This is a genomic window from Escherichia sp. WS547 (assembly GCF_046486065.1).
In the GTDB taxonomy this organism is placed as follows: domain Bacteria; phylum Pseudomonadota; class Gammaproteobacteria; order Enterobacterales; family Enterobacteriaceae; genus Escherichia; species Escherichia coli.
The window spans coordinates 336,219-359,372 of sequence record NZ_JBJQMA010000001.1 but is presented as its reverse complement, the minus strand read 5'-3'; the positions used below and the strand labels follow the sequence as shown (position 1 = coordinate 359,372).

Sequence of the window (23,154 nt, the reverse complement as noted above, 5' to 3'; positions counted from 1 at the left end):
GCAGAACATCATGAATCAACAGGATATTGAACAGGTGGTGAAAGCGGTACTGCTGAAAATGCAAAGCAGTGATACGCCGCCCGCCGCCGTTCATGAGATGGGCGTTTTCGCGTCCCTGGATGACGCCGTTGCGGCAGCCAAAATTGCCCAGCAAGGGTTAAAGAGCGTGGCAATGCGCCAGTTAGCCATTGCTGCCATTCGTGAAGCAGGCGAAAAACACGCCAGAGATTTAGCGGAGCTTGCCGTCAGTGAAACCGGCATGGGCCGCGTCGAAGATAAATTTGCCAAAAACGTTGCTCAGGCGCGCGGCACACCGGGCGTTGAGTGCCTCTCTCCGCAGGTGCTGACTGGCGACAACGGCCTGACTTTAATTGAAAACGCGCCCTGGGGCGTGGTGGCTTCGGTAACTCCGTCCACCAACCCGGCGGCAACCGTAATTAATAACGCCATAAGCCTGATTGCCGCGGGCAACAGCGTCATTTTTGCCCCGCATCCGGCGGCGAAAAAAGTCTCCCAGCGGGCGATTACGCTGCTCAACCAGGCGATTGTTGCCGCAGGCGGGCCGGAAAACTTACTGGTTACTGTGGCAAATCCGGATATCGAAACCGCTCAACGTTTGTTCAAGTTTCCGGGCATCGGCCTGCTGGTGGTGACCGGCGGCGAAGCGGTAGTAGAAGCGGCGCGTAAACACACCAATAAACGTCTGATTGCCGCAGGCGCTGGCAACCCGCCGGTAGTGGTGGATGAAACCGCTGACCTCGCCCGTGCTGCTCAGTCCATCGTCAAAGGCGCGTCTTTCGATAACAACATCATTTGTGCCGACGAAAAGGTACTGATTGTTGTGGATAGCGTAGCCGATGAACTGATGCGTCTGATGGAAGGCCAGCACGCGGTGAAACTGACCGCAGAGCAGGCGCAGCAGCTGCAACCGGTGTTGCTGAAAAATATCGACGAGCGCGGAAAAGGCACCGTCAGCCGTGACTGGGTTGGTCGCGATGCGGCGAAAATCGCGGCGGCAATCGGCCTTAAAGTTCCGGAACAAACGCGACTGCTGTTTGTAGAAACCACCGCAGAACATCCGTTTGCTGTGACTGAACTGATGATGCCGGTGCTGCCCGTCGTGCGCGTCGCCAACGTGGCGGATGCCATTGCGCTGGCGGTGAAACTGGAAGGCGGTTGCCATCACACGGCGGCAATGCACTCGCGCAACATCGAAAACATGAACCAGATGGCGAATGCCATTGATACCAGCATTTTCGTTAAGAACGGACCGTGTATTGCCGGGCTGGGGCTGGGCGGGGAAGGCTGGACCACCATGACCATCACCACGCCAACCGGTGAAGGGGTAACCAGCGCGCGGACGTTTGTCCGTCTGCGTCGCTGTGTATTAGTCGATGCGTTTCGCATTGTTTAAGGAGTAACAGATGGCGCACGACGAACAATGGCTCACCCCACGTCTGCACATAGCAGCAACGCTGTGTAACCAGACGCCTGCCGCGACGGAATCTCCGCTGTGGCTGGGGGTGGATCTGGGCACCTGCGATGTGGTGTCGATGGTTGTTGACCGCGACGGTCAGCCGGTGGCGGTATGCCTCGACTGGGCTGATGTGGTCCGCGACGGCATCGTCTGGGATTTCTTCGGTGCGGTCACCATTGTTCGTCGCCATCTCGACACCCTCGAGCAGCAATTCGGTCGCCGTTTTAGCCATGCGGCGACCTCTTTTCCTCCAGGTACGGACCCGCGTATTTCCATCAACGTGCTGGAGTCTGCCGGGCTGGAAGTGAGCCATGTGCTGGATGAGCCAACCGCAGTCGCGGATCTGCTGCAACTGGACAACGCCGGTGTAGTGGATATCGGCGGCGGCACCACCGGCATTGCCATCGTGAAAAAGGGCAAGGTGACTTACTCGGCAGATGAAGCCACCGGCGGACATCATATCTCTCTGACTCTCGCCGGAAATCGCCGTATTTCGCTGGAAGAGGCGGAGCAGTACAAGCGCGGTCACGGTGAAGAGATTTGGCCCGCGGTGAAACCGGTGTACGAAAAAATGGCGGACATTGTCGCCCGGCATATTGAAGGGCAGGGCATTACTGATTTATGGCTGGCGGGCGGCTCCTGTATGCAACCGGGCGTTGCGGAACTGTTTTGCAAACAATTCCCGGCGTTACAGGTGCATTTACCGCAGCACAGTTTGTTTATGACCCCGCTGGCGATCGCCAGTAGCGGGCGAGAGAAAGCGGAGGGGATCTATGCAAAATGAATTGCAGACCGCGCTCTTTCAGGCGTTCGATACCCTGAATCTGCAACGGGTAAAAACATTTAGCGTTCCACCGGTGACGCTTTGCGGTCCGGGCGCGATGAGCAGTTGCGGGCAGCAAGCGCAAACGCGTGGGCTGAAACATCTGTTCGTGATGGCAGACAGCTTTTTGCATCAGGCGGGGATGACCGCCGGGCTGACGCGTAGCCTGGCCGTTAAAGGTATCGCCATGACGCTCTGGCCATGTCCGGTGGGCGAACCGTGCATCACCGACGTGTGTGCAGCCGTGGCGCAGTTGCGTGAATCAGGTTGTGACGGGGTGATCGCGTTTGGCGGCGGCTCGGTGCTGGATGCGGCGAAAGCCGTGGCGTTGCTGGTGACAAACCCGGATAGCACGCTGGCAGAAATGTCAGAAACCAGCGTTCTGCAACCGCGCCTGCCGTTGATTGCCATTCCAACGACCGCCGGAACCGGTTCTGAAACCACCAACGTAACGGTGATTATCGACGCGGTGAGCGGGCGCAAGCAGGTGTTAGCCCACGCCTCGCTGATGCCGGATGTGGCGATTCTCGACGCTGCGCTGACCGAAGGCGTGCCGTCGCATGTCACGGCGATGACCGGTATCGACGCGTTAACCCATGCTATTGAAGCGTACAGCGCGCTGAACGCCACACCGTTTACCGACAGTCTGGCGATTGGCGCAATCGCGATGATTGGTAAATCACTGCCGAAAGCGGTGGGCTACGGTCATGACCTTGCCGCGCGCGAGAGCATGTTGCTGGCTTCATGCATGGCGGGAATGGCGTTTTCCAGTGCGGGGCTTGGGTTATGCCACGCGATGGCGCATCAGCCGGGGGCGGCGCTGCATATTCCGCACGGTCTGGCGAACGCCATGTTGTTGCCAACGGTGATGGAATTTAACCGGATGGTTTGTCGTGAACGCTTTAGTCAGATTGGTCGGGCGCTGCGAACTAAAAAATCCGACGATCGTGACGCTATTAACGCGGTAAGTGAGCTGATTGCGGAAGTCGGGATTGGTAAACGACTGGGCGATATTGGTGCGACATCTGCGCATTACGGTGCATGGGCGCAGGCCGCGCTGGAAGATATTTGTCTGCGCAGCAACCCGCGTACCGCCAGCCTGGAGCAGATTGTCGGCCTGTACGCAGCGGCGCAATAAAAGTGTACGGACAGTCCCCTCGCCCCTTTGGGGAGAGGGTTAGGGTGAGGGGAACAGAGTCGCGCCGGTGCAAACAATTACCCTCACCCCGGCCCCTCGGCTTCCAGAGTGAGGGAAAAACCCACTTTCAGCATTGGCAATAAATAACAACTAACAGGGAGTAAAGGCGATGGGAATTAACGAAATCATCATGTACATCATGATGTTCTTTATGCTGATAGCTGCCGTAGACAGGATCCTGTCGCAGTTCGGCGGTTCTGCTCGTTTCCTCGGTAAGTTCGGTAAAAGTATCGAAGGATCCGGCGGGCAGTTCGAAGAAGGCTTTATGGCAATGGGCGCACTGGGCCTGGCGATGGTTGGTATGACCGCGCTGGCACCTGTTCTGGCCCACGTACTCGGACCGGTGATTATCCCGGTTTACGAAATGCTCGGCGCTAACCCATCGATGTTCGCCGGAACACTGCTGGCGTGCGATATGGGCGGCTTCTTCCTCGCCAAAGAGCTGGCGGGCGGCGACGTAGCAGCGTGGCTATACTCTGGGTTAATTCTCGGGTCGATGATGGGGCCAACGATTGTGTTTTCCATTCCGGTGGCGCTCGGCATTATCGAACCTTCTGACCGTCGTTATCTGGCGCTCGGCGTGCTGGCGGGCATTGTGACCATTCCGATTGGCTGTATTGCTGGTGGTCTGGTTGCTATGTACTCCGGTGTGCAGATCAACGGTCAGCCGGTGGAATTCACCTTTGCGCTGATCCTGATGAACATGATCCCGGTACTTATCGTTGCGGTGCTGGTGGCGCTGGGGCTGAAATTCATCCCGGAAAAAATGATCAACGGCTTCCAGATCTTCGCCAAATTCCTCGTTGCATTGATCACCCTCGGTCTTGCTGCCGCGGTAGTGAAATTCCTCCTTGGCTGGGAACTGATTCCCGGTCTGGATCCTATCTTTATGGCCCCTGGCGACAAACCCGGTGAAGTGATGCGCGCCATTGAAGTTATCGGTTCTATCTCCTGCGTTCTGTTAGGGGCGTACCCGATGGTACTGCTGCTGACCCGCTGGTTTGAAAAACCGCTGATGAGCGTCGGTAAAGTGCTGAATATGAACAACATCGCGGCAGCCGGCATGGTGGCAACGCTTGCCAACAACATCCCGATGTTTGGCATGATGAAGCAGATGGATACCCGCGGCAAAGTGATCAACTGCGCCTTCGCCGTTTCCGCTGCTTTCGCCCTGGGCGACCACTTAGGCTTCGCCGCTGCCAACATGAACGCCATGATTTTCCCGATGATTGTCGGCAAATTGATCGGCGGCGTAACGGCGATTGGCGTGGCGATGATGCTGGTGCCAAAAGAAGACGCGACCGCGGCTAAAACCGAAGCGGAGGCACAATCGTGAACACTCGCCAGCTACTGAGCGTCGGTATCGATATCGGCACCACCACCACCCAGGTGATCTTCTCCCACCTGGAGCTGGTTAACCGTGCGGCGGTGTCGCAGGTGCCGCGCTACGAATTCATCAAACGCGAAATTAGCTGGCAAAGCCCGGTGTTCTTTACCCCTGTCGATAAACAGGGTGGTTTAAAAGAAGCGGAACTGAAAACCTTAATCCTCGAGCAATATCAGGCTGCGGGCATTGCGCCGGAAAGCGTTGATTCTGGTGCCATCATCATCACCGGTGAAAGCGCGAAAACCCGCAACGCTCGCCCGGCGGTGATGACGCTCTCCCAGTCGCTGGGCGATTTTGTCGTCGCCAGCGCCGGGCCGCATCTCGAATCCGTGATCGCCGGTCACGGTGCCGGGGCGCAAACCCTTTCTGAACAACGGCTGTGTCGGGTACTGAATATCGACATCGGCGGTGGCACCGCGAACTACGCCCTGTTCGATGCCGGAAAAATCAGCGGCACTGCCTGCCTCAACGTCGGTGGTCGCCTGCTGGAAACCGACAGCCAGGGGCGCGTGGTTTACGCTCATAAACCGGGGCAGATGATTGTGGATGAGTGCTTCGGCGCAGGCACCGACGCCCGTTCGCTGACCGGCGCGCAGCTGGTGCAGGTTACCCGGCGGATGGCAGAGCTGATTGTCGAAGTGATTGACGGAACGCTCTCGCCGCTCGCGCAGGCATTGATGCAAACCGGTTTGCTGCCCGCAGGTGTTACGCCCGAAATCATTACGCTTTCTGGCGGCGTGGGCGAATGTTATCGCCACCAGCCCGCCGACCCGTTCTGTTTTGCCGATATTGGCCCGCTTCTGGCAACGGCGCTGCATGACCATCCGCGCCTGCGTGAGATGAACGTGCAGTTTCCGGCGCAAACCGTACGCGCCACGGTGATTGGCGCGGGTGCACATACCCTTTCGCTCTCTGGCAGCACAATCTGGCTGGAGGGCGTACAACTGCCGCTGCGCAATTTGCCGGTGGCGATCCCAATTGATGAAACGGATCTGGTGAGTGCCTGGCAACAGGCGCTGATTCAGCTGGATCTTGATCCCAATTCTGACGCGTACGTGCTGGCGCTTCCCGCCTCGCTGCCTGTGCGTTACGCCGCGGTACTGACGGTCATCAACGCGCTGGTCGATTTCGTCGCGCGTTTTCCGAATCCGCATCCCCTGCTGGTGGTGGCCGGGCAGGACTTTGGTAAAGCTCTGGGCATGTTGTTGCGCCCACAGCTACAACAACTCCCGTTGGCAGTCATTGACGAAGTGATTGTCCGCGCGGGGGACTATATCGACATTGGTACGCCTCTTTTTGGCGGATCGGTTGTGCCGGTGACGGTGAAATCACTCGCATTTCCTTCCTGAATACGTTAGTTATCAGGCGTGGTGCGGGGTGGCTGGGTGTTAGTGGGATTATATCCGGCTGTGTATCCGGTGAAAGTGAATGGTCTGGCAGGGTGAAATTAACGCTTTTGTGGCGCAAATGTTTTGGTGTGTTTTAGCACCACCCTGAAGAAAGAATAAAAATAAAAAAGGAAAAAACCAAAACCAGAAAAAGAAGAGAACCGGAAAGAGAAGAAAAAGAGAAAATAAAAAAATAAAAAACAAAAAAAGAAAGAACACTTTGATTTTCGCGTGTTTTTCGGTATCGTCGCAAGTTTTCGCCATTAGAATTTCATCAGAAAAACATATATCCATTAGCTCAACTTATCAAGGTTGTGTGATTTTTGTTCGATTATAAGTTGTGATAATTATGGTTTGATGAGTATTAATGGATTTAATAATGATGGCATAAAAACCCGTCGCGGGGACGGGCTTCGTTTGATGGCGGGTTTTCGTTACCCGTTCACATGAATATCCATCCCGGCGCGTCCGTGCTGCGTGATGGTTATCAGGCCATCTTCTTTGAGTTGTTTCAACAATGCCAGAAAAGTATTGCGGCCCGGTGCACCAATAGGCCAGATCGCCTTAATCAGTCCGGCATGATTGACGCCATGTAGCGGCGCGTTAGCCTTCAGATAATCCAGTACAGTGTCAGCCTTAAAGCGTACAGGCTTTTTAAACTCCCTATTTGTACCAGCTACGACCGCTTTTTTCGCCTTGCCTACGTCCTGCGCGGCTTTTGTACCGATTACCATCAGGCGTGCTTCCAGTTCCCGGATCTGCGCGTCCTTGTCTGCAATTATGCCTTTCAGTTCTGCGATTCTGGCGTCCATCTCTTCCACGGCCTCGCTAACTTCCCCATCGTACAGGAAACCGATAACCCCACGCCCGCAATTAAGCTCATTCACGACCTGAACAAAGACCTCCCATTTGGGCGTCTTCTGGCGCTTGAATACGGCCTTTATTTCATCGCTGGCGACACCTAACACCCCAGCCATATTACTATGAATGTGACCGCGCTTATCCCTGTATTTATCATCGGCCCGCTGTTGTAGCATTTTGATTAAATCGTTCATCCTTTGCCCCTTAATCAATCCAGAAACATTGTAATTACTCGCTATTGGTACGATAACAGGCGCGGCGGCTGGTGGATAAGTGTAATAGGTGGGAATGTTGACGCAGATCACAAAAACCCCGGCGCTGGGCCGGGTCTTAGCAAGTTATATGATTACTGGTTATCGCTGTCAGAAAGCAGTCCAATCGATTTAAAGAAATTCATCACATCCTGATAGCGATACATAACGCCTTTCCCTGTTCCCAGCACATCAACCGGGGCCGGAAAGGGTGTGCCGTTTTCATCCCACTTCTTACGCCAATTGTAAAACGTTCCCCGGCTGATTCCGCCTAACATCTGACAAATAGCGGGGCGGCTAAGAAGGATTATTTCATTTTTATCCATTGTTTAATCTCCCGTGTGTTTATTTTGCATAGATTAGTGCAAATGCCCTCTTGGCTTTACTTAGTTCGTATTCACGTTTTTCTATGCTTTCCATTAGTTCTTGTGCGGTGGCTGGCACGCCCGCTCTTATCAGCGCAATCTTAGTATCCATAGCGCACACTCTTTCACGCGCCATATCGAAGATAATTTCCGCTCTATTGTGTGTCATAACATCCTCCTTTTAACATTCAATCAATGTACATAACGAACATCATCACCATCAGCAAAATCACTTCCCAGCGTTTCATTTCGCACCCAATTTAAGTCCATTTACTATTCCATTCCTTGTTTCTGGCTCATTTATACCCTGGCAGTGCGGCGGGAAAACGTGACATAGGTCACGGTTTCGTTAATCGATACAATTACGTATTGTTTTTGCGAAAGTGGATTGATTGCAGTTATAGTGCCAGCGGGGATTGTGAGAAAGGCCTGGGTAGGTTGCTAACTGCCTGGGCTTTTGTTTGGCGCGTGTACGTGAAAAATAGAAATTTGGCAGGGTAAGTTGTGAGGGATTTTTCGCGTATGGGCGTTTAAGGCGGGAAGGTTAATTCTAACGCGCGGTTATAATTAAGAAGAATCAATAGCTTATATTAAGAGTGATTGGTCTGTATAGCAAAACCCGGCGCGGGTCCTGGTGGAGTTAACCAAAGAGCATCAGACAGATCAGCATTGTGATAAAAATTATGGCTTGCCCGATAGCAAATAGCATAAATACCAGGTATATAAGCCTTCTCATTTGTTTTTCTTCCCCAAAAACACAGCAACACGCGAAACAGGTGAAAAACTACCACGCCAACTCTAACGGCTGCAATAATAAGAGCAAGCAAAAAACAATAAATTATGTTAAACACGGTGTGCGACCGTCTTTGAAGGTCCGCCAGTCTATTCCCTGGCGTGGATTTGGTTAACGGCGGCGCGGTTGCAACATGCCACCAGGTCGTGAAGATTCACGCTGCATCAGGCGCATTGCTGTGTTCTCTATAGTTTGTTGCAACGCTTTTGAGTCGTCTTCAGTCCAGCCGTTTGTCGCCTGGATGTTGTTTGTTACGTTCAGTGTGATGCCGCCACCACTGCCAACCAGATCGCGGCCCGGTGTAACTCGTCCACCCTCGCCGGGGATCATGTACTGTTTCCCGCCAGTAGAGGTAAATAACTCAGGGACACCGTGCTCACCAACCCTATAAAGATTGCCACCGTTAACCGCGCCGCCGTTGTAGCGCCCACCGCCGAAAGCTATTCCACGAATAGCTGAAATGATCTGCGTACCCGCTGACATAGCTTGCGCATAGGCCGGAAGATTAGCCGGGAAAGGCAAGGCGTTTGCCTCAGCGAGCGCTTTCTGAAGGCTTAAAGCTGCCGATGCCAATACAAAACCCTTCTGCACGGCGAACAGCGCCCGATATGCCGCGTTTTGCTCACCTGCACCGTCAGAAATCACCCCGGCAAGCTCACCGAAGAAGTCGCCAAATGAACCAATCAACTGCTGCTGATTGTTGAACAACGTGTCAGCCTCGTCTTTGATGATTTGCTGCCGTCGCATTGACGCGGTTTTCTGGATGGCGTTTAGCGTGTTCTGATATTCCTGCTCACCCAAAACACCCAATTGCCTGTATTTATCCAACGCCGCTTTCTTCTGCTGTTCCTGCATTTCTACTTGTGCCGCCGGATTCAATGCCTGGCCTGTTGCCGGATCCACGGTCGTTTGATATTCGGTCATTACCTGCTGCGTAAAGCGTCCGGCCTGTTCTTTCTGCGCTGCTAACTGCTTAGCCTTACGTTGTGCCTCTGCCTCTTCCTGTTTTGCTTTACGGGCAGCTTCTGCGGCCTGGCGTTTGGATAGCGCAATGGCTTCACGGTCTGCTCTGTTCTTCTCTTCCAGGGCGGCTTTTGCATCACGGTATGCCGTTTCCATGTTTACATATTCATCAATCTGCTCTTCGGTGTAGCCCTGGGCTTTCATCTGCATTCGTACACCTGCTTCCCAACCTTGTTCTATGGTTGCCAGGCGTGCGGCGACGGTGTCGAGCATACTGGTAAAGTTGGCGTTTCTGGCTTCTGTTGCTGCGTCACTGATAGCGCCTTTCAGTCGGTTTAGTTGGTCTTCCAGCATTGCGCCTTTGGTTTGTGCATCGACGAATTTGATAGCCAGTTCACGGAATGCCTCGTTACCGTTTTCTGTGTCCTGTAGCAATACCTGCATGAAGCCCGATAGTTCCTGCATGGCTTCCGGCGTTCTCGTTGTCGCGGCCCTATTTAGTGCTCGGATGAACTCGTAGGCTTGCTGGTTTGTCAGGTTGTATTCCTCGCCTATGTACATCACGGACTTAGCCAGCGTTGCCATCTGCGCCTGTGTGGTGGGCTGGTTGGCGTTAAGTATGGCTATCGCCTCTTTGTAGTCGTTGGTTGTGATTCCCAGGTCATCAAGCGCCTGCGCTGCCGCTTGTGCATCAGCTTTACCGCCCTGCAAGCTGCGCCAGAATGACGACATTTCCCCCTGTGCCTGGCTTGCCTGTTCTTTCAGGTCACGCAGTGCTGCAATTGCCTGGATTTCAGCCATGTTCCGCATCTGTTTCGCTACTTCAGCGTTAACCTTAGAAAGATTGGCGTAACTATCACTCATCACCGTAACGCCTTGCTCATTTACAGCAATGACTTCGTTCAGTTTGGTGATCGCCTTGTCCAGATACTCAACCGATCCGGCTGCACTATCAGCGCCTTGTGCCAGGCTTCCGCCCATAGCGCCAGCGATAGCCAGCACCGCGCCAGCTACCGCGCCCATCGTGCCAAAGCCAGCTAATAACTGTGCGCCCTGTACAGCGAACGCCTGAAGCGCATTACCGCCCATCTGCAATTGGGTAGCTAAATCCGCAATCTGAAATGATGCGTTACGAATCGCCGGTGTCAGGCTAGTTTTGACTGCGGCTGATGTTTTAGTCATCTGCGTATTTAACTTTTTGACGCCGCTATCAGCCTTCCGCGCTCCTCGTTCAATGCGATCGAACGCCTCTTCCGCCTGCTGTTGCGCGATAAGAAGTTTCCCAGTGCGGGCATCGACCTCGTAGTATATGGTCCCGAGATTTCCACTCATGATATTGTTATCCGCGTTTGCGGACCCTCCAAATTGTTCCTTACTCTGATAATTTCACATTGAAACAGTTTATTAACGCTTCAGTGGCATCTTGTTTTGGTTTGCTTCAACCAATCACAAAAAACATCACTTAATAGAATCAATGGCTTATAAAGCTGTATCAGCTATGCTTCTTTGTCTGTGCCACTGAAAACCCAGTTTTCCCAATGAAATCAATACTGATATACATCCATATCGTTTTTCACATAATGTACGTTATGCGCACTGCGGGAAACGTACTGGATTTATTTACTGGTCGCCGTTCAGTTCATGCAGAGTCTGTTCTGGCAATGAATCCAGCCAGTTTTCTGCATCCTCCCTGTAACACTCCTGGATGCAACGGTTTGTGAAGTTGATGAAAGCGGTCAGTGATTCTGCTTCGTAGTTCCTGTGCGCTCTTCTGGCCTGCTTACGTAGTTGTTTTGCTTCTGCCCGCTGGCCTTCGAGTATCTCCAGCCTGTCTGCAATATCTTGCTTCATGTTCAGCTCCTCGCGCGCGCATAGTACTTGTCCGAAAATTAATCGCCCGTCCCATCATTAATATCGATTCCCACGCTGTGTAACTGGCTATGAATGTCTCTGCGAATGAGAATTAAACGCCTGATGAACTCCATTTCCTCCGCGCTCTGGTTGCTCGGCCCCGATTTCATGTCGATGATTTTATTGATAGTTCCAAGCGAATATTCAGCCCACAGACGAAGCGTTTGGCGCTTCATGGCCTGTTTGCTCAGTGGCGAATGTTTCAGGTCTAAGACATGTTCTGCGAGGGTCTTAGCGATGCCCTGCATGATGCGTAGTGCCAACATGATGATTTTCTCCGGACTTGTGCTAATATAGTTCCCGAACATTGTTTCGAGACTGCTTATCCTGTTTGTCTTGTCCGATTTGTTCATTGGTCACATTGTTAAGTCAGCCGGGGTAATTCCCGGCTTTCTTTTATCCGATCAGTACCGAATCCCTATCGCATTGAATACGCGTTTCCGTTGCTCAGCTTCAGGATCGGCGGCCATTTCTGGTTCTGGCTCCGGCATAGACGGGGCGGCATCAAAATGCTCAATTTCACGACCGAAATACGAGTTCAGGTCAATACCTGCCGAACTATCCACTCCATCAAAATAGCGATGCTGTTCCTCGGTGAGACAGCTACCCAGACGTTCCTCAACCTGCGCCATAAACTCAGCATCCGGTGAGAAGTACTCATCCGGAGTCGGAGCACCGCTCTGTTTGTGCATCTCCATTTTCTCTGCGTTCGTTTTCAGCCCGGCAATGCGTTTCTCCAGTCCGGCGGCTTTAATAGCGTCAGCAACGATTTGTGGGATCTGCGGTTTAATTATTTCGATAACTTCATTGCTGATTAATTTAAACTGGGCCATACGGATCGCTTTAATCTGCTTATTTAACAGTGCGCGTTCCCCTTCGTTGGCGGTTTTATCACGCTGTGCTACCAGTTCATCGCCTTTGTTTGTCAGTACATCAAATGCGTCCATTGTCTTTCCTCTTCCGATTATTTAAAAGTGCTTATTGACACGCCGAAACGACGACTTAATTCAAAAAGGAGTCGCGCCTTTGCAGTGCCTTCCATGTCTTCCGGCATTTCAGACTGAAGTTTATCAGCTACTTCATCAACAAGTGGCCGAACCGTTTCCACGAACTTGTCCGCAATATAATCAGCAGAACGCATCACTTTTTCCTGGAATTCCTCACGGCGTTCCTGGGCGGCTGATTTAGGGGCTGTCGTGCGCTGAAAATAACTGTCTAATGAATGCATGGTATTTACTCCTGTGTTTATAGTGATTGTTCAATTAATTGCGGTTGAAGCCATTGTGTGTGGCCCAGCCGAATAAGTTTGCGGACGTTTTTATGTATCCGGCGGTGCTTTTCTTTCGGCATCAGGCGAATATTCTTGATGCGGTTATCTTGTTTTTGCAGATTGATATGATGGACATCAAACAGCGTTTCATCATAGGCTCCGTAGCAATAAACATAGGCCGCTTTCTGGTAACTCAGCGCCACCTTAAAATTATCTTCCTGCACAGTTACGATTAAATAACCTTTACTTGTCAGGCTGCCTTTAATGACGTTCTTGTTATCACGGTTAAAGAATAAACCCGTTTCAGCTTCGTAGATCCATTTGCGGCGCATAATTTCAGCGGCGCGTTCTAATCTTTCAATATTGGTCATGATGTCTTACCTCAAAATGTGATGGAATTTTATTTCGTTATTCATGTTTACGCCCACGATAGAAGTAGTTAAAAATTTCCTCGCGAATAAAGCGCAGCGGCGTTCCCTCAGGACTAACGGGGATCGGGAATGATGGAATTGTATCAACCCACCTTGCGACAGTACGCTTTGAAACGCCGAAGAGCTTAGCGACTTCATCACTCGTCATTAGCTCTGGAAAGCTGTTCATTTTCATCACCTCTTCGAAAAAAGGAGCGGCGGCTGGAAATATGGAGGAAAACAACCGCCGCTGAACGAAAAAATAGGCCAAGAAAAAAACCTTATGTAATTATTTTATTCCCGTTGTCCTACGTGTGCAAACACGGCTTCATTGTCGAATATGACGTTTTTGTGATTGGCAAAAAACAATTTGTACCAGCCACATAAAGGCGCGATAATATTAGTGAGGTAAATACTCAGCCTCAAAATGTGATCTGTTAATAACTACAACGATATGTCTCTAGTTTCCCGCTGCTACTCGCGGGATTTTTTTTGCCTGCAAATCACCGCATCAAAAACTAATTAAAATTCGATGCCTCTTAAACGCTCCCAATCGCAATATAACGGCCTTAAGTTCTGGCAATACACTTGGAAGGGTATTCACCCTAGCCTGACGTGCGTCGTGTGATGGTACTGTCTGGTCTGTATACGCGATAAAAACCATCAGTCTGGCAGGATGGCGGCGTCGTTGGTTTTATTGAGCGCGTAGCGCGATAGAAGGTGCGCTCTCTGAAGTCTCATTGTCTGCCACTGGTGGGCGCTCCGTGCTTTGCATGGTTACATTGAGCATTGGTCCACCAGGAACGAGCAACGCGAGCTTCCTGCCCCTGCTAGGCCGGTCTTTTTAAACTGGCATCACCTGAATGTCTTTCGAAGGTCCAGCAAGAAAAATCATCAAATCTTGTTCGTTCAAAAATCGAGCGAAGCTAACTGTATTTATTTTATGAGTAATAAAAGAGTATTTCGTAGCCCAAATTTGGTGGGGGTGGTAGACCAAATTTGGTGGGGGTGTATATATACCCAGCCCATTTTTGGTGGGGGTAGGTAGCCCAAATTTGGTGGGGGTGTGGATAAAAAAAGAGGACCATTTCGGTCCCCTCAGTGTATTTCTTAATCAGACTATAACAATCTGTAATGGTTTGATTTGCCCGCCACCGCTTTTGTCTCGATAAGTTTGTTCTCTGTGAGTTCTGTTATTGCTCGCTTGATTGTGTTTCTACTCAGTCCGGTTAACTGCATCATCGTTTCGTGAGCATGGAAGCAGACGCCATCATCATTACACTTGCTGCCGATAAACAGGAGTAGTTTTACCGCTGCGGGTGAAAGCACTTCCAGGAAGCCATCACGAAACAGGCGATCATTAACGTAACGTTCTGTTTCAAATTTGCGGTAGCTCCTGACTTTATCAAGGTTATCGCTGCTGCTATCAGCCTTATCACCTTGCGGTTGGTCGTCCTGCGTAGCTTCCGCTTGTTCCGGTTCTTCCGGTGCTTCCTGCTGTGGTGCTGTCTGCGAAGTTTTAGCGGCGGCTTTACTGCGTAGCTCATTCACGATATCTACGGCGGATTTCTTCTCGCTTTTGCCTTCTGGTTTGACCGATAAATACTCACCTTGTAACGCCATGAAGTCAGCGCGGGCGTTTGCCTGGCTTTGTTCGGGTGATTCCGGTTCTGCATTGGCAGGTGATGAAATCGGTGATACACGCGCCCAGCCTGTTTTGGCGTTGCATTCCCAGCGATAACCATTAAAGCGGATATCATTCAGGCCATCATCAATGGCGCTCCGTACTTCTTCCGGGATCGCGTCGATTTTCTGAAGGCTGTGTTTACCGAGTGATTCGCCTTGCCGTGGGGCGTAGGCTGTTGGTAAAATATTCATGTGGAATTTCTCCTTTTAGCTTGTTTCCACGTCGCCCGGAACTGGTTGCCGCCTTTCCGGGCTTTTTTATTATGTTGATCACATTTTCGATCCCCGGATCTGTTATTTGCAAGTTTGAGCAAATCTTTGATTTCATTGGTATAGTTGTATAAAAGGATAACAGGATAAAAGGGTAATAGGTTGTGTAACCTGTTAACCTTTTATACCAGTAAGGCGAAAGAAAAGCCGGACGAATCCGGCCTTATAGTTCACGGCTCCAGCGGATTACCGCCACCAGCCAATATCTGGTCGATGGCGTCGCTGTAGTCCTGCATCATGGCCCGCCGTTGCTTCAGATAGGCCGCCTGGTTATAAACGCCGCGCACACCTTTCGGAACGTGGGCCAGTTGGATTTCGATCCAGTCTGGTGAGTACCTGCCGGACTCATTAAGCGCCGTTGAAAAGGTTGTCCGCCAGCCGTGGCCCGTGGCTATCGACTTGTATCCGATACGCTCCAGGGCCTTAAGGATGGCACTGGCTGAAAGTGGCTTGTCCATGAATCGGCCCGGAAAGACGAAAGCACTGTATCCGCTGCGGGTAAACTGGTCCTGTAATAGCTCGACCGCCTGCCGGGATAACGGTACTACATGCGCGCGGCGGGCCTTCATGACTTCAGCGGGCAATGTGATTGTTGCGTCCTCCAGGTTTATCCATTCCCAACGGCACAAACGCAGTTCTGCGGTCCTTAATGCCGTTAATATAAGCAAACGTATTGCCGTCTGAATCTGGACGCTCCCGGCCCTCTCAAGGGCTTTGTAGAAGGCCGGAATTTCACTAATCGGTATCCACGCGTTGTGACCAGGTCGGCGGGCCTTCAGTGCCGTATCAAGATCTGCAACCGGATTCCTCGTTACCAGTTCGGTGATAACGGCAAACTTGAAGATCTCACCGATGCGCTGGCGTAGCTTGCGGGCCTGCTCCGGTGCGGTACGTTCTTTCTTCTGGAGTAATGCCAGCACGTCACGGGCGGTTATATCAACGATTGAACGCTTACCCAGCACGGGGTAAACATCCTTTTCTAGTGCCGATCTGACCTGTTTCGTGTAGGACTCTGACCACCCGCTCACTCTGGTAGCAAACCAGTCTTCCGCTACCGTCTTAAAACTTGCCGCCATGTTGAGCGCATCAATGGCTTTCTCCTTGCGCGCTTCTTCCATTGGATCAATTCCCTGCGCGATGAGTAAACGGCTCTCTGTGGCTCGTTTGCGGGCTTCCTTTAGGCTAATCAGCGGATACACCCCAATAGCCTGCAACCGCTCCTTCTTACTTACCCAATAGCGAAATCGCCAGTACCGTGACCCATTGGGATGGACCAGCAAGAAAAGGCCTGGCGTCAATGAATCGGTGAGTTTGTAGGGCTTGTCCTTCGGCTGGGCGGCCTCTATGGCCTTTGCTGTCAGTGGTGTCTTGCTCAAAACCGGATACCTCGATCTAACGACTCGATAACCCCGCTCATGTATCCGGCGCGTTCGGTTGCGTTCGGCAGGATAAGTAACGGGCGTATTAAGGGGAACACCTTACAGGACAAGGGATAACGATGAAATAGAATTGTTCGAATGCTGTGAAAAATGTTACTCATCACTTCTTCCTGAGGGAACGACTTATGAAACTAAAGACCACATTGTTCGGCAATGTATATCAGTTTAAGGATGTAAAAGAGGTGCTGGCTAAAGCCAACGAACTGCGTTCGGGGGATGTGCTGGCGGGCGTTGCAGCGGCAAGCTCACAGGAGCGCGTGGCGGCAAAGCAGGTGTTGTCGGAAATGACCGTAGCGGACATCCGCAATAATCCGGTGATTGCCTATGAAGATGACTGTGTGACGCGGCTGATTCAGGACGATGTTAACGAAACGGCCTACAACCAGATTAAAAACTGGAGCATCAGCGAACTGCGTGAGTATGTGCTGAGCGATGAAACCAGCGTGGACGACATTGCCTTTACCCGCAAAGGGTTGACCTCGGAAGTGGTCGCGGCGGTGGCGAAGATTTGCTCCAACGCGGACCTGATCTACGGCGCGAAGAAAATGCCGGTAATCAAAAAGGCCAATACCACCATCGGTATTCCGGGCACCTTCAGCGCCCGTTTGCAGCCAAATGACACCCGTGACGACGTGCAAAGTATCGCTGCGCAAATCTACGAAGGGCTTTCCTTCGGGGTGGGCGATGCGGTGATCGGCGTCAACCCGGTGACGGACGACGTGGAAAACTTAAGCCGCGTGCTGGACACCATCTACGGCGTGATCGACAAATTCAACATCCCAACTCAGGGCTGCGTGCTGGCGCACGTCACCACCCAGATTGAAGCGATCCGTCGTGGCGCACCAGGCGGGCTGATTTTCCAGAGTATCTGCGGCAGCGAAAAAGGGCTGAAAGAATTTGGCGTGGAGCTGGCGATGCTCGACGAAGCGCGCGCAGTGGGCGCAGAGTTCAATCGTATCGCCGGGGAAAACTGCCTCTACTTCGAAACCGGACAAGGTTCGGCGCTGTCTGCTGGCGCTAACTTCGGCGCAGACCAGGTGACGATGGAAGCGCGTAACTACGGGCTGGCGCGTCATTACGATCCGTTTATCGTCAACACCGTGGTCGGCTTTATTGGGCCGGAGTATCTCTACAACGACCGCCAGATTATCCGTGCGGGCTTAGAAGATCACTTTATGGGTAAGCTGAGCGGCATCTCTATGGGCTGTGACTGCTGCTACACCAACCACGCTGACGCTGACCAGAACCTCAACGAAAACCTCATGATCCTGCTCGCCACCGCAGGCTGCAACTACATCATGGGGATGCCGCTGGGCGATGACATCATGCTCAACTATCAGACCACAGCATTCCACGACACTGCCACTGTGCGTCAGTTACTCAACCTGCGCCCGTCACCGGAGTTTGAACGCTGGCTGGAAAGCATGGGCATTATGGCAAACGGTCGCCTGACCAAATGGGCGGGCGATCCGTCACTGTTCTTCTGATGACGCGGAGATAACACATCATGGATCAAAAACAGATTGAAGAAATTGTACGCAGCGTGATGGCGTCAATGGGACAAGCGGCCCCCGCGCCGTCAGAAGCAAAGTGCGCCACCACCACCTGTACGACACCAGTGACCTCGGAAAGCTGCGCGCTGGATTTAGGCTCTGCGGAAGCAAAAGCGTGGATTGGTGTGGAAAACCCACATCGTGCGGATGTGTTAACAGAACTGCGTCGCAGCACCGTGGCCCGCGTTTGTACCGGTCGTGCCGGTCCGCGTCCGCGTACCCAGGCGTTGCTGCGTTTCCTGGCCGATCACTCTCGTTCGAAAGATACCGTACTGAAAGAAGTGCCGGAAGAGTGGGTGAAAGCGCAGGGCTTGCTGGAAGTCCGCTCTGAAATTAGCGACAAAAATCTTTACCTGACTCGTCCGGATATGGGCCGCCGCCTGTGTGCAGAAGCTGTTGAAGCGCTGAAAGCACAGTGTGTTGCTAATCCGGACGTACAGGTCGTTATTTCTGATGGCCTGTCAACTGATGCGATCACCGTGAACTACGAAGAGATCCTGCCACCGCTGATGGCGGGCCTGAAACAGGCCGGGCTGAAAGTCGGTACGCCATTCTTTGTTCGTTATGGTCGCGTGAAGATTGAAGATCAGATCGGTGAGATCCTCGGCGCGAAAGTAGTGATCCTACTGGTGGGGGAACGCCCGGGATTAGGGCAGTCAGAAAGCCTCTCCTGCTACGCCGTTTACTCGCCGCGTATGGCAACCACCGTTGAGGCCGACCGTACCTGTATCTCTAACATTCACCAGGGCGGCACGCCGCCGGTTGAAGCCGCAGCCGTCATTGTGGATTTGGCGAAACGTATGCTGGAGCAGAAAGCATCCGGCATCAACATGACCCGATAAGGAGGCATCATGCCAGCTTTAGATTTGATTCGACCGTCGGTCACCGCCATGCGGGTGATTGCCTCTGTTAACGCCGAATTTGCGCGTGAACTGAAATTGCCGCCGCATATTCGTAGCCTTGGGCTGATTTCTGCTGATTCCGATGACGTCACCTACATTGCGGCTGACGAAGCGACCAAGCAGGCGATGGTCGAAGTGGTGTATGGCCGCTCGCTGTATGCGGGAGCTGCACACGGACCGTCACCGACTGCCGGTGAAGTGCTGATTATGCTCGGTGGGCCAAACCCGGCGGAAGTGCGTGCTGGTCTGGATGCGATGGTTGCGCATATTGAAAATGGCGCGGCTTTCCAGTGGGCTAATGACGCAGAAAACACAGCTTTCCTGGCACATGTAGTTTCGCGTACCGGTTCTTATCTCTCATCAACCGCCGGGATCACGCTTGGCGATCCGATGGCGTATCTGGTGGCACCGCCGCTGGAAGCGACCTACGGCATTGATGCGGCGTTGAAATCTGCCGACGTGCAGCTGGTGACCTATGTCCCGCCGCCGTCTGAAACCAACTACTCGGCAGCATTTTTAACCGGTAGCCAGGCCGCGTGTAAAGCAGCCTGTAACGCTTTTACCGATGCAGTGCTGGAAATCGCGCGTAATCCAATCCAGCGTGCGTAACGGAGGTTGCCGATGATCAATGCACTGGGATTGCTGGAAGTGGACGGCATGGTCGCCGCGATAGATGCAGCGGATGCCATGCTCAAAGCAGCTAACGTTCGTCTGCTCAGTCACGAAGTGCTTGACCCTGGTCGCCTAACGCTGGTGGTGGAAGGCGATCTGGCGGCGTGTCGTGCGGCGCTGGACGCAGGTTGTGCTGCCGCGATGCGTACCGGGCGTGTCATCAGCCGTAAGGAGATCGGTCGGCCAGACGATGACACCCAGTGGCTGGTTACTGGCTTTAACCGCCAGCCGAAGCAACCCGTAAAGGAACCCGACGCGCCAGTTATCGTCGTGGAATCTGCTGACGAGTTGTTGGCGCTGTTAACATCAGTACGTCAGGGAATGACGGCAGGAGAAGTGGCTGCCCACTTTGGCTGGCCGCTGGAAAAAGCCAGAAATGCGCTCGAACAGCTCTTTTCTGCCGGGACGTTACGTAAACGCAGTAGTCGTTATCGTCTCAAGCCCCATTAACCTGTCGGAGGTGCCGGGTGTCCTACAACACCCGGCATTAACATCATGAAAAAGACCCGTACAGCCAATTTGCACCATCTTTATCATGAACCCTTACCCGAAAACCTGAAGCTCACGCCGAAGGTCGAAGTGGATAATGTTCATCAACGACAGACAACGGATGTCTATGAACATGCTTTGACGATTACCGCCTGGCAGCAGATTTACGATCAGCTGCATCCGGGCAAGTTTCATGGTGAATTTACGGAAATTCTACTCGATGATATTCAGGTTTTTCGTGAATACACCGGTCTGGCGCTGCGTCAGTCGTGCCTGGTCTGGCCGAACTCGTTCTGGTTTGGCATTCCGGCGACGCGCGGTGAGCAGGGATTTATCGGTTCGCAATGTCTGGGAAGCGCAGAAATAGCGACGCGCCCTGGTGGAACCGAGTTTGAATTAAGTACGCCGGACGATTACACGATCCTGGGCGTAGTGCTTTCTGAAGATGTCATCACCCGTCAGGCTAACTTTTTGCATAATCCGGATCGGGTATTACATATGCTGCGTAGCCAGTCGGCGCTGGAAGTGAAAGAACAGCATAAAGCCGCGCTGTGGGGCTTTGTCCAACAGGCGCTGGCGACGTTTTGCGAGAATCCCGAGAATTTGCATCAGCCTGCGGTGCGAAAAGTGCTGGGGGATAATTTGCTCATGGCGATGGGGGCGATGCTGGAAGAAGCGCAGCCAATGGTGACGGCGGAAAGCATCAGTCATCAGAGTTACCGTAGATTACTTTCCCGCGCCCGTGAATATGTGCTGGAAAACATGTCCGAACCGGTGACGGTGCTGGACTTGTGTAATCAACTGCATGTCAGTCGCCGCACGCTACAAAACGCGTTTCACGCTATTTTAGGCATTGGCCCGAACGCGTGGCTGAAACGCATTCGCCTGAACGCCGTACGCCGCGAACTGATAAGCCCGTGGTCGCAAAGCACAACGGTAAAAGACGCCGCCATGCAGTGGGGATTCTGGCATCTGGGGCAATTTGCCACGGATTACCAGCAGCTGTTTGCCGAGAAGCCGTCGTTGACGTTGCATCAGCGGATGCGGGAATGGGGGTGAGGGAGTTACACCCAATCCCTGACCTTAATAAACTCACTCAACGCCGCTTCCGGGCTGCCTGCTTCTGGCTGATAATCGTACTCCCAGCGTACCAGCGGCGGCATTGACATCAGGATAGACTCGGTGCGCCCGCCGGTTTGCAGGCCAAACAGTGTGCCACGATCCCAGACCAGATTGAACTCGACATAACGACCACGACGATATAACTGGAAATTGCGCTCGCGCTCGCCGTAGGCCATCGTTTTACGTCGCTCTACAATTGGTAAATAAGCGTTGGTGTAGCCTTTGCCTACCGCCTGCATAAAGGCAAAACAGTGGTCAAAGTCTGGCGTGTTCAGGTCATCAAAGAACAGGCCGCCAATGCCGCGTTGTTCGTTACGATGTTTGAGGTAGAAGTATTCGTCGCACCACTTTTTGTAACGCGGATAAACGTCTTCGCCAAATGGCTGGCACAGGTCACGGGCGGTGCGGTGCCAGTGAATAGCATCGTCTTCAAAGCCATAGAAAGGGGTTAAGTCGAAGCCGCCGCCAAACCACCAGACGGGTTCGGCACCCGGTTTTTCGGCAATAAAAAAGCGCACATTCGCGTGGCTGGTGGGAACATACGGATTATGCGGATGCACTACCAGTGAAACGCCCATCGCCTCGAAACTGCGCCCGGCAAGTTCCGGGCGATGAGCGGTGGCGGAAGCAGGCATCGCCTCACCGTGGACATGCGAAAAGTTAACGCCCGCCTGTTCGAAAACACCACCATTACGCAACACCCGGCTACGTCCGCCGCCGCCAGCTTCGCGCTGCCAGCTATCTTCGACAAATTCTGTGCCATCGACGGTGCTCAACTGCTGACAAATCGTATCCTGAAGGTTGAGCAGAAACTGTTTAACCTGGTGTGCGTCGGGTTTCATCACTTACCGCTTTCTCGAGTGTGCTTTCTGGTTGTCAAACCAGTGGAAATAACTGATCACGCCTTCGGCAATCGCTGTGGCGATTTTCTGGCGAAATGCCGCCGTGCCTAACAGCCGCTCTTCTTCCGGGTTGGTGATAAACGAAGTTTCCACCAGCACCGAAGGAACCGACGGCGACTTCAACACCACAAACGCGGCTTGTTCGGTGTTGCGGCTGTGCAGTTTATGCACCGGCTTAATCTTCTTCAGAATATGCGAGCCGAGCGTCAGGCTGTTTTTAATAGTATCGGTTTGCACCAGATCAAACAGCACTTGCTGCAATAGGTGATCCTTGTCAGTCGCCTTTTTACCAGCAACTTCATCGGCGCGGTTTTCGCGTTCAGACAGGTATTTCGCCATTGCGCTACTTGCCCCACGGTTAGAGAGGGCAAATACCGAAGCACCGGCAGCTTTCGGGTTGGTAAAGCCGTCGGCATGAATTGACATAAACAGATCTGCGCCATGTTTATGGGCGATTTCAACGCGATCGTATAGTGGGATAAACGTATCGCCAGAACGCGTTAAACGCGCATCAATGCCATGATTACGCAAAATGGAACGGACGTTTTTAGCAATCGCCAGCACCACATGTTTTTCTTTCGAACCGTTGCGTCCGATCGCTCCGGTATCAATCCCTCCGTGGCCTGGATCGAGAACAACGACACGTTTGCCGCCAGATTTTTTGGCTTTCGGCTTGCTGTGTCCGTTGCTGGTTTTTAAAGGTTCGTCTTTGGCGATGGCTTGCGACATTCCTGACAACGTCAGGGCAGCCAAACCGGCTTTCAGCACCTGGCGGCGCGAAGTGAGTGTTTTTAGTGGTTTAAAAGTGCTCATACGGCCTGAGTTGTAATAATAAAGTTCCAGATGTTATATCGTATCGCGTAATCCGTTACGACCGTTTGCTGATGAGAATTGTTTTACTTTTCATTTCAATAGTTGACAACTCCCCATTATGCCACTTTTTCAACCGATTTTCGTCAGATATTGGCTAATTCGACCGTTCACGCCATAATCAGCCTTTTAACCCGCAAAAAGGTAACGAA

Annotated in this window: 24 protein-coding genes; 10 read left to right on the top strand and 14 right to left on the bottom strand. The window is 52.5% G+C overall.

Annotated elements, in window-relative coordinates; genetic code table 11:
- The first annotated feature begins 10 nt into the window (after positions 1 to 10).
- The 5 genes from ACJHWK_RS01650 (at position 11) to eutA (ending at position 6,234) form a co-directional block, all read left to right on the top strand.
- Positions 11 to 1,414, top strand: coding sequence for an aldehyde dehydrogenase family protein (locus ACJHWK_RS01650; protein WP_001075662.1), 1,404 nt, complete (start codon positions 11 to 13; stop codon positions 1,412 to 1,414).
- 10 nt (positions 1,415 to 1,424) lie between these two features.
- Positions 1,425 to 2,261 carry an ethanolamine utilization protein EutJ gene (gene eutJ / locus ACJHWK_RS01645; RefSeq protein WP_001521014.1) on the top strand — a complete coding sequence of 279 codons (837 nt, stop codon included), beginning with the start codon at positions 1,425 to 1,427 and terminating at the stop codon, positions 2,259 to 2,261.
- Positions 2,251 to 3,438 (top strand): ethanolamine utilization ethanol dehydrogenase EutG, encoded by a 1,188-nt coding sequence (gene eutG / locus ACJHWK_RS01640; RefSeq protein WP_001521012.1) that lies wholly within the window; start codon positions 2,251 to 2,253, stop codon positions 3,436 to 3,438. The genes eutJ and eutG overlap by 11 nt, the downstream gene beginning before the upstream one ends.
- A 169-nt stretch (positions 3,439 to 3,607) precedes the next feature.
- Positions 3,608 to 4,834: an ethanolamine utilization protein EutH gene (gene eutH, locus ACJHWK_RS01635; RefSeq protein WP_000512386.1), complete on the top strand. Its 1,227-nt coding sequence runs from the start codon at positions 3,608 to 3,610 to the stop codon at positions 4,832 to 4,834.
- Positions 4,831 to 6,234: an ethanolamine ammonia-lyase reactivating factor EutA gene (eutA, locus tag ACJHWK_RS01630; RefSeq protein WP_001097497.1), complete on the top strand. Its 1,404-nt coding sequence runs from the start codon at positions 4,831 to 4,833 to the stop codon at positions 6,232 to 6,234. Before eutH ends, eutA begins: the two co-directional genes overlap by 4 nt.
- Before the next feature lie 473 nt (positions 6,235 to 6,707).
- On the opposite strand, the gene ACJHWK_RS01625 is transcribed toward eutA, so the two are convergent.
- The 12 genes from ACJHWK_RS01625 to ACJHWK_RS01570 form a co-directional block, all read right to left on the bottom strand.
- Complete coding sequence (locus tag ACJHWK_RS01625; protein ID WP_087935141.1) at positions 6,708 to 7,328, bottom strand: hypothetical protein; 621 nt, start codon at positions 7,326 to 7,328, stop codon at positions 6,708 to 6,710.
- Between the two features lie 152 nt (positions 7,329 to 7,480).
- Positions 7,481 to 7,711, bottom strand: coding sequence for a helix-turn-helix transcriptional regulator (locus tag ACJHWK_RS01620; RefSeq protein WP_137467960.1), 231 nt, complete (start codon positions 7,709 to 7,711; stop codon positions 7,481 to 7,483).
- A 19-nt stretch (positions 7,712 to 7,730) separates the two neighbouring features.
- The gene (locus ACJHWK_RS01615) at positions 7,731 to 7,919 is read right to left on the bottom strand and encodes a hypothetical protein (protein WP_137467961.1); all 189 of its coding nucleotides are present in this window, start codon (positions 7,917 to 7,919) and stop codon (positions 7,731 to 7,733) included.
- Positions 7,920 to 8,654: 735 nt separating this feature from the next.
- Positions 8,655 to 10,838, bottom strand: coding sequence for a hypothetical protein (locus tag ACJHWK_RS01610; protein ID WP_170886214.1), 2,184 nt, complete (start codon positions 10,836 to 10,838; stop codon positions 8,655 to 8,657).
- A 288-nt stretch (positions 10,839 to 11,126) separates the two neighbouring features.
- Positions 11,127 to 11,357, bottom strand: coding sequence for a hypothetical protein (locus ACJHWK_RS01605; protein WP_000806590.1), 231 nt, complete (start codon positions 11,355 to 11,357; stop codon positions 11,127 to 11,129).
- 38 nt (positions 11,358 to 11,395) lie between these two features.
- Positions 11,396 to 11,683, bottom strand: a complete 288-nt coding sequence (locus ACJHWK_RS01600) for a hypothetical protein (protein ID WP_001373377.1) — start codon at positions 11,681 to 11,683, stop codon at positions 11,396 to 11,398.
- A 138-nt stretch (positions 11,684 to 11,821) separates the two neighbouring features.
- On the bottom strand, positions 11,822 to 12,364 hold the full coding sequence (locus ACJHWK_RS01595) for a hypothetical protein (RefSeq protein ID WP_170886215.1): 543 nt from the start codon (positions 12,362 to 12,364) through the stop codon (positions 11,822 to 11,824).
- 17 nt (positions 12,365 to 12,381) lie between these two features.
- Complete coding sequence (locus ACJHWK_RS01590) at positions 12,382 to 12,645, bottom strand: hypothetical protein (protein WP_001533176.1); 264 nt, start codon at positions 12,643 to 12,645, stop codon at positions 12,382 to 12,384.
- 17 nt (positions 12,646 to 12,662) lie between these two features.
- Entirely contained in the window at positions 12,663 to 13,058 is a 396-nt protein-coding gene (locus ACJHWK_RS01585) for an HNH endonuclease (protein WP_170886216.1), read from the bottom strand.
- 37 nt (positions 13,059 to 13,095) lie between these two features.
- On the bottom strand, positions 13,096 to 13,368 hold the full coding sequence (locus tag ACJHWK_RS01580) for a helix-turn-helix domain-containing protein (protein WP_311395804.1): 273 nt from the start codon (positions 13,366 to 13,368) through the stop codon (positions 13,096 to 13,098).
- An 848-nt stretch (positions 13,369 to 14,216) separates the two neighbouring features.
- Entirely contained in the window at positions 14,217 to 14,975 is a 759-nt protein-coding gene (locus tag ACJHWK_RS01575; protein ID WP_248422603.1) for a helix-turn-helix domain-containing protein, read from the bottom strand.
- A gap of 248 nt (positions 14,976 to 15,223) precedes the next feature.
- Positions 15,224 to 16,429: a tyrosine-type recombinase/integrase gene (locus tag ACJHWK_RS01570; RefSeq protein ID WP_170886217.1), complete on the bottom strand. Its 1,206-nt coding sequence runs from the start codon at positions 16,427 to 16,429 to the stop codon at positions 15,224 to 15,226.
- Positions 16,430 to 16,617: 188 nt separating this feature from the next.
- On the opposite strand from ACJHWK_RS01570, the gene eutB reads away from it, so the two are divergent.
- Genes eutB through eutR form a run of 5 tightly spaced genes read left to right on the top strand, consistent with a single transcriptional unit; the run spans position 16,618 to position 21,167 of the window.
- Entirely contained in the window at positions 16,618 to 17,979 is a 1,362-nt protein-coding gene (gene eutB / locus ACJHWK_RS01565; RefSeq protein ID WP_000769965.1) for an ethanolamine ammonia-lyase subunit alpha, read from the top strand.
- Between the two features lie 20 nt (positions 17,980 to 17,999).
- Positions 18,000 to 18,887, top strand: coding sequence for an ethanolamine ammonia-lyase subunit beta (eutC, locus tag ACJHWK_RS01560; RefSeq protein WP_000372328.1), 888 nt, complete (start codon positions 18,000 to 18,002; stop codon positions 18,885 to 18,887).
- Between the two features lie 9 nt (positions 18,888 to 18,896).
- Positions 18,897 to 19,556: an ethanolamine utilization microcompartment protein EutL gene (gene eutL / locus ACJHWK_RS01555; protein ID WP_001111038.1), complete on the top strand. Its 660-nt coding sequence runs from the start codon at positions 18,897 to 18,899 to the stop codon at positions 19,554 to 19,556.
- A gap of 12 nt (positions 19,557 to 19,568) precedes the next feature.
- On the top strand, positions 19,569 to 20,069 hold the full coding sequence (gene eutK, locus ACJHWK_RS01550) for an ethanolamine utilization microcompartment protein EutK (protein WP_001314924.1): 501 nt from the start codon (positions 19,569 to 19,571) through the stop codon (positions 20,067 to 20,069).
- A 45-nt stretch (positions 20,070 to 20,114) separates the two neighbouring features.
- Positions 20,115 to 21,167, top strand: coding sequence for an HTH-type transcriptional regulator EutR (gene eutR / locus ACJHWK_RS01545; protein ID WP_000753709.1), 1,053 nt, complete (start codon positions 20,115 to 20,117; stop codon positions 21,165 to 21,167).
- 5 nt (positions 21,168 to 21,172) lie between these two features.
- Here the strand turns inward: eutR and hemF are convergent, their stop codons facing one another.
- A complete protein-coding gene (gene hemF / locus ACJHWK_RS01540; RefSeq protein ID WP_021523196.1) occupies positions 21,173 to 22,072 on the bottom strand; it encodes an oxygen-dependent coproporphyrinogen oxidase in 900 nt (299 codons plus the stop codon).
- A gap of 3 nt (positions 22,073 to 22,075) precedes the next feature.
- The gene (gene amiA / locus ACJHWK_RS01535; protein WP_000102892.1) at positions 22,076 to 22,945 is read right to left on the bottom strand and encodes an N-acetylmuramoyl-L-alanine amidase AmiA; all 870 of its coding nucleotides are present in this window, start codon (positions 22,943 to 22,945) and stop codon (positions 22,076 to 22,078) included.
- Between the last annotated feature and the right edge of the window lie 209 nt (positions 22,946 to 23,154).